This is a genomic window from Telluria sp. ZB2R32, assembly GCF_059685715.1.
Window position 1 is genome coordinate 1 of the sequence record NZ_JCASIG010000018.1, and the last position, 5,009, is coordinate 5,009.

General features: G+C 51.9%; 7 protein-coding genes. 5 read left to right on the forward strand and 2 right to left on the reverse strand.

Annotated features, from left to right (window positions below; all coding sequences use genetic code 11):
- Positions 1–579 precede the first annotated feature (579 nt).
- On the reverse strand, positions 580–1,026 hold the full coding sequence (locus AC56LG_RS24680; protein WP_497168675.1) for a hypothetical protein: 447 nt from the start codon (positions 1,024–1,026) through the stop codon (positions 580–582).
- A 161-nt stretch (positions 1,027–1,187) separates the two neighbouring features.
- Here AC56LG_RS24680 and AC56LG_RS24685 point away from each other — a divergent pair, with 161 nt between their 5' ends.
- The 3 genes from AC56LG_RS24685 to AC56LG_RS24695 are packed head-to-tail and all read left to right on the forward strand — an operon-like array spanning position 1,188 to position 2,954.
- On the forward strand, positions 1,188–1,682 hold the full coding sequence (locus AC56LG_RS24685; RefSeq protein ID WP_497168676.1) for a MarR family winged helix-turn-helix transcriptional regulator: 495 nt from the start codon (positions 1,188–1,190) through the stop codon (positions 1,680–1,682).
- A complete protein-coding gene (locus AC56LG_RS24690; protein WP_497168677.1) occupies positions 1,669–2,427 on the forward strand; it encodes a class I SAM-dependent methyltransferase in 759 nt (252 codons plus the stop codon). The genes AC56LG_RS24685 and AC56LG_RS24690 overlap by 14 nt, the downstream gene beginning before the upstream one ends.
- A gap of 56 nt (positions 2,428–2,483) precedes the next feature.
- Positions 2,484–2,954 carry a GNAT family N-acetyltransferase gene (locus AC56LG_RS24695; protein ID WP_497168678.1) on the forward strand — a complete coding sequence of 157 codons (471 nt, stop codon included), beginning with the start codon at positions 2,484–2,486 and terminating at the stop codon, positions 2,952–2,954.
- Positions 2,955–3,185: 231 nt separating this feature from the next.
- On the opposite strand, the gene AC56LG_RS24700 is transcribed toward AC56LG_RS24695, so the two are convergent.
- A complete protein-coding gene (locus AC56LG_RS24700) occupies positions 3,186–3,518 on the reverse strand; it encodes an H-NS histone family protein (RefSeq protein ID WP_497168679.1) in 333 nt (110 codons plus the stop codon).
- Between the two features lie 152 nt (positions 3,519–3,670).
- Between AC56LG_RS24700 and AC56LG_RS24705 the strand changes: the two genes are divergently transcribed.
- Both AC56LG_RS24705 and AC56LG_RS24710 read left to right on the forward strand, forming a co-directional pair.
- Entirely contained in the window at positions 3,671–4,297 is a 627-nt protein-coding gene (locus AC56LG_RS24705; protein WP_497168680.1) for a tyrosine-type recombinase/integrase, read from the forward strand.
- 203 nt (positions 4,298–4,500) lie between these two features.
- Positions 4,501–4,848, forward strand: coding sequence for a hypothetical protein (locus AC56LG_RS24710; RefSeq protein ID WP_497168681.1), 348 nt, complete (start codon positions 4,501–4,503; stop codon positions 4,846–4,848).
- Positions 4,849–5,009 lie beyond the last annotated feature (161 nt).

The following is a 5,009-nucleotide window of genomic DNA, read 5'->3' on the forward strand; positions in this document are numbered from 1 at the left end:
GCGTTCTTCGCCTTCAATAAAGCGCTTCATTTGGGACCCTAGTGATGAGATACTTCCTCAACGTTTACCGGATCGGTTTCGTTTACATCGGCCTACGTTTTTACACAGCCTGGACCCAAAGCAGACATCGCAGTGGGAAAATGTTTGAGTTCTGTTTCTGTTCGCTTACTTAGCAACCAGAATAGCGATAAGGGTGCCGCCAGAGACGACTGCTCCGATGCTCAACCACATTACAATGATCCCGTCGCGGTGACCTTCTCGCCATAATCTTAGGAAGTAGCCGAAATCATCAGGACGGGCTCTTCCTTCGTTCACATGCTTAAAGTGCAAATAGTTATTTATAATGCCGCAGAAGGCGATGAAGCAACCGAAAACTACTCGATATGGATAAAGCCATTCTAGAATGTTTGACAACATATCGCTTTTGGCAGTGATAAGGCTTGAAGTATGCTCGCTGTAAGTCCGCTTCTGGCCGAAACCAGCCTGTCACAGCACGATAGCAGCTTACTCGGCGGGAAAATCCTCAGATTGTCACGACCGGCCGCTACCGACCCAGAGCAGACCTTGGCGTGAAACCGATTAGGCTTCTGACTGCCCCGACAGAAAAGCTCGTGGAGATCGGGAAAACCTCGCTGCGCGGGACATGGCCAAAGCAGACGCCACCGAACTGCGGTTGGGTTGAAGCAGTGCACCCGTTGTCGGATCAAAGAGCTTGCTATGTAGCTCACACGCGAAGCCGCAAACAGCGTCGAGGTCGGCCGCAGACGCCGACGCGCTAAGCCGAACGCGAATCTCCACCTCGTCCGCTTCGTTAAACATGAGGTCAATCCGAGTGCTCTCTTCATTCCCGAAGACCACCCAATCATTCATCATTAACCACGGGTGGCCCATCGAGCCGGCTAAGGTTGCTTGTGCGTTTAGCGTTGACGCTGCGGGAAGTTGAGGGAGCTCCCAACCATCATCCATCAAAAGCGGCAGAGCATTTCCCTCACCGACTAGGAACAGGTCATATTGCCAAACGGCCATTAGAAGGTCTCCTTAGATGCTTTCACTATGTCTACTTCTGGCCGATTGCAGACCTATTGTAGCGTCCGCTCTCGACCCATAGCGGACGTTTAAAGTTCAACACGTTGCCCATTGCCCAACTCCACTTTGAATTTGCATTAGCGCTAATGTATAATTCTTGAATGGATCTCAAACTGCACCCTGGCCTAGGCGAACTGCTCCGTTATGTTGGCGAACTCGTCGAGCAAGGAGCTGATGAACACTACCACGCCATGGGCTTGAACTACCGGGCTCGCTATACGCCTGTACTGCGCGCTCTACGCGCTGGGGCGCAGACGGTTACCGAAATTACCCGCTGCACTCGCCTGACACAGGGTGCGGTAAGCCAGACGACAAGTCTGCTAGAAAGCGATGGCTTGATTTCACGTCATGCACTCGATGACGGTCGTAAAACTCGTATTCAATTAACGCCAACCGGACAAGCACTCGTGGCACGACTTGAACAGCACTGGAGCGCTACTTTTACTGCGATTGACGTCCTTGAGGAAGAAATTGACTTCCCGCTTCGGAATGTACTAACAGCAGCGGCTGCAGCGCTAGAGCATCAAGGATTTGCTGCCCGCCTAGCCGCTGTTAAAGCTAACCTACAAGGAGATAACGTGAATGTCGAGCCATAAATCTTCAACGCGTAATTGGTTTGATCAGGGTGGTCAAGCATACGCGCGCTTTCGACCTGAGTACCCCGAGAGCCTTGTTGCCTTCCTTGCTTCAACCGTTCCGAATCATCGACTCGCTGTAGATGTGGGCTGTGGAAACGGACAGCTGACACAATTACTCGCGTCTTACTTTGATAAAGTCGTCGGACTCGATCCAAGCTCCGACCAGATAGCGAACACGACGGCGCATGAACGCGTTCATTATCAATGCGCGCCTGCCGAGCACCTGCCCGTAGCGGATGCAAGTGCAAGTCTGATCACTGCAGCCCAGGCAGCGCATTGGTTCAACCTGCCAGATTTTTACAGAGAAGCACGTCGGGTGGGGGGGCGAGGGACAATTCTAGCGCTGATCAGCTATGGAGTCCTTGAACTGGATCCTGCACTCAATGAGCGGTTCCAAAAATTCTACTGGGAAGAAATCGGCCCCTACTGGCCACCTGAACGAAAACTCGTCGATACAAAATATGCGACGATCGATTTTCCCTTTGACGAGCTTACAGCACCTGCTCTGGCAATCCACGCTAAGTGGAATCTGGCTGAGTTTTTGGGATATCTTCAAACTTGGTCTGCCGTTCAAAGTGCAAAGGAGGCTGGCAAGGAAGCGTTGCTCGCGGACTTTGCTTCCGATATCGTAAGAGCTTGGGGCGATCCAGATTGTAGTCGCCGTGTATTCTGGCCCATCAATATGCGAATTGGGAAAATGTAGCGGCGCCTGCTCAACTTCCGCTCAACAACAACGTTTTAAAAGCCGAAAGCTAACAGATGACTCAACGTAACACGACAATTCAATTTCGTTCGGCAATACTCCAAGATTTACCGGATATACTCTCGCTTTTGGCCGACGACGTTCTAGGTATGCAGCGCGAGAGCCTGGACGCCGCAACGATCGCCAAGTATGAGGCTGCCTTTCGCGACATCTATTCTCAAAGAGGAAACCAGATCCTACTAGGGGTAGAGAACACCGAAATTGTCGCCATGCTCCAGCTAACTTTCATTCCAGGGCTTTCACATCAAGGCGCGTCTCGTGCCCAAATCGAGTCGGTTAGGGTAAAGAGTAGTGTACGTAGGCATGGTATCGGCAAAATGCTCTTTCAGGAGGCGCTCGACATTAGCAAGCGCGCAGGCTGTATCATCGTTCAGTTAACGACGGACCAGCGCCGCCCCGACGCGGTACGCTTTTATGAAAGCCTAGGATTCAAGCCGACCCATTTCGGAATGAAGCTGGCCATTTGAGCAAGCCTTTCATCCGACACCCGTCGACTACTCCCATCCTTGTCCGAAGGAATGCAGCGAATGGCGTAGCACGTTTTCGTTAGCCCGGCATCGTATGCCATACCGTTTCTAAAAGTCTATCAAGCTCACTGCTGGTACGCGTCTTGTTAGACGCTTAAACCGTCAAATTCTATGTCCGCTTTTGGCCGAAAGCAGACGTCAGCCAGGGGCGGTGTGGAGCTACAAATGTCCCTATTTCATCAGGAAGTCGTCGGGCTTCTTGCCATGGGCCACCGCTTCTGCCATCCACCTTGGTTGGCGGCCGCGGCCTGTCCAGGTTTGCGAAGTATCTTTGGGGTTTTGATACTTCGCTTCTACCTTCTTGCCGTTCACCTTCTTAGCCTTCGCCCCTCCATTGCCGAGCAGCTCTTCCACGGAGACGCCGGCGTCTTTGGCAATGGCGAAAATCTGCTCGCGTGCTTTCTGCACGTCCTGTTGCTGACGATCCTTGATTGCTCTTTCCACGTCGCGCTGTAAGCCTCTGAGCTCGCTTAGGGTGTAACCGGCCAAGTCTATTTTCGCCATCTGTAAGCCTTTCGTCGTGTGTGTGGTTGTGCGTAGTCGATTCTACTATGCGCCGCGATGCCCAGTTTTATTTGCGAAAGTGCGCATGGATGGGCGCAGTGCTGAGATTGGCACGTAGGAGAAAATCCATCCTCACCTAATGAGGAGGACGTATGGATGCGAGCGCCGGGAGCACAAAGAGTCGAAACCCATGGAACAAAGGACGACTAATCGGTCAAAAACTACCGCTGAAGCTCAAAGAAATCTGGGCGATTAGGATAAGGTTACAGTTAGCGGAGCGGTTGAGAGATTTGGCGCTTTTCAACTTGGCGATCGACAGTAAACTTCGCGGCTGCGACCTAGTGAGTCTCCGTGTCAAGGATGTCGCACAAGGCCAAAACATCTTCCATCGTGCCATCGTCATGCAACAAAAGACGCAAAGGCCTGTCCAGTTCGAGATTACCGAGCAAACTCGTCAGTCAGTGCTCAATTGGATCAACCATCGAAAGCTAACGTCTAGCCAGCATCTGTTTCCCAGTCGAGTGATCGATGCCGGGCATCTGTCGACTCGTCAGTACGCACGCATCTTGTCAGGCTGGGTCAAATCTATCGGTCTGGACGCGACGGCATACGGCACGCACACTATGCGTCGTACGAAGGCTACCTTGATCTATCGTCGAACAAAAAACCTCCGCGCGGTTCAGTTGCTTCTCGGGCATACTAAGCTAGAGAGCACGGTTCGCTACCTGGGCATTGAAGTCGATGACGCCTTGGAGATTGCTGAGCAAACTGAGGTTTAATGTATGAGGCCCATGTAGATGGGCTTTTGGTACGCTATCGGCCAGAAGCGGCTCTTTACAAACGCCCGAGATTAGCCAAGAGCGGGACGTACTTCAGTGCGGCTGAGTTCCGGCATGACAAACGTCATTCCATGGACACGGCACCTGCAGACCTATAATATTGCCAATACGAAATCCATATCGTATTAGGACGGCGCAAAACCATGAAGCAGTTTTTAAAAATTATCGTCATCGCATGTCCAATTTTTGTTGCAGGCTGCCAGAGTACGGGCGTTATTCCGATGGACCAAAATTCCTTCATGATTGCGAAGAAAGATGGCACACCAGGATTGGGCGTCTCTTTCCGTAACAAGGCAGAGGTCTACCAAGAAGCTGGCAATTTCTGCAAGTTAAAAGGCCTCGAGGTCAAAACCTTACGCGTAGAAACTACTCCTGCGCGCCCAGGGCAACTCGGCGGCACAGAGCTCCAGTTCAAGTGCATCCCTCCAGGCGGAGACGCACAGCCGCTAGCAAAAGAGGCTGATCAGATCATTGAACTTCGTAACCGTTGAACGCTTGGCAGCAAGGAACTCCTTGCAGATAGTCCGCAATCGGCCCAGGCTGTGTAAAAACGTAGGCCGATGTAAACGAAACCGATCCGGTAAACGTTGAGGAAGTATCTCATCACTAGGGTCCCAAATGAAGCGCTTTATTGAAGGCGAAGAACGCGGAC

What these genes read in the sequence shown, in the direction of transcription:
- AC56LG_RS24710 (WP_497168681.1), top strand. Translation starts at nt 4,501, where the DNA reads ATGAAGCAGTTTTTAAAAATTATCGTCATCGCATGTCCAATTTTTGTT.
- AC56LG_RS24700 (WP_497168679.1), bottom strand. Translation starts at nt 3,518, where the DNA reads ATGGCGAAAATAGACTTGGCCGGTTACACCCTAAGCGAGCTCAGAGGC.
- AC56LG_RS24690 (WP_497168677.1), top strand. Translation starts at nt 1,669, where the DNA reads ATGTCGAGCCATAAATCTTCAACGCGTAATTGGTTTGATCAGGGTGGT.
- AC56LG_RS24705 (WP_497168680.1), top strand. Translation starts at nt 3,671, where the DNA reads ATGGATGCGAGCGCCGGGAGCACAAAGAGTCGAAACCCATGGAACAAA.
- AC56LG_RS24685 (WP_497168676.1), top strand. Translation starts at nt 1,188, where the DNA reads ATGGATCTCAAACTGCACCCTGGCCTAGGCGAACTGCTCCGTTATGTT.
- AC56LG_RS24695 (WP_497168678.1), top strand. Translation starts at nt 2,484, where the DNA reads ATGACTCAACGTAACACGACAATTCAATTTCGTTCGGCAATACTCCAA.
- AC56LG_RS24680 (WP_497168675.1), bottom strand. Translation starts at nt 1,026, where the DNA reads ATGGCCGTTTGGCAATATGACCTGTTCCTAGTCGGTGAGGGAAATGCT.